At 55.2% G+C, this 230-nt stretch carries 1 protein-coding gene; it reads right to left on the reverse strand.

Features of this window, described 5'->3' with window-relative positions:
• Positions 1–230, reverse strand: a 230-nt coding sequence (locus AC1RPN_RS09265; protein ID WP_481763892.1) for a hypothetical protein, incomplete at both ends; no start/stop codon positions are given.

The following is a 230-nucleotide window of genomic DNA, read 5'->3' on the forward strand; positions in this document are numbered from 1 at the left end:
GCCGTGTACAAGGCACCTGACACAGAATCAACGTGCTTACCGCCGCTCGACTGGCCCAGACCGTTCGTGTAGCCCTTGACCTGATAACCATCGGCGTTTGTGAACGCGACGATAACGTCGGCCAGCTCGGACTTATAGACGAACATCTCCTTCTCGCCCGAGCACCCGATCTTCTCCATCATCTTCTCGATGAGTTCTACAGGGCCGCGCTTACTGAAGAACTCCTTAGT

It is taken from the genome of Dellaglioa sp. CoH-57-MRSF-20, assembly GCF_056781955.1.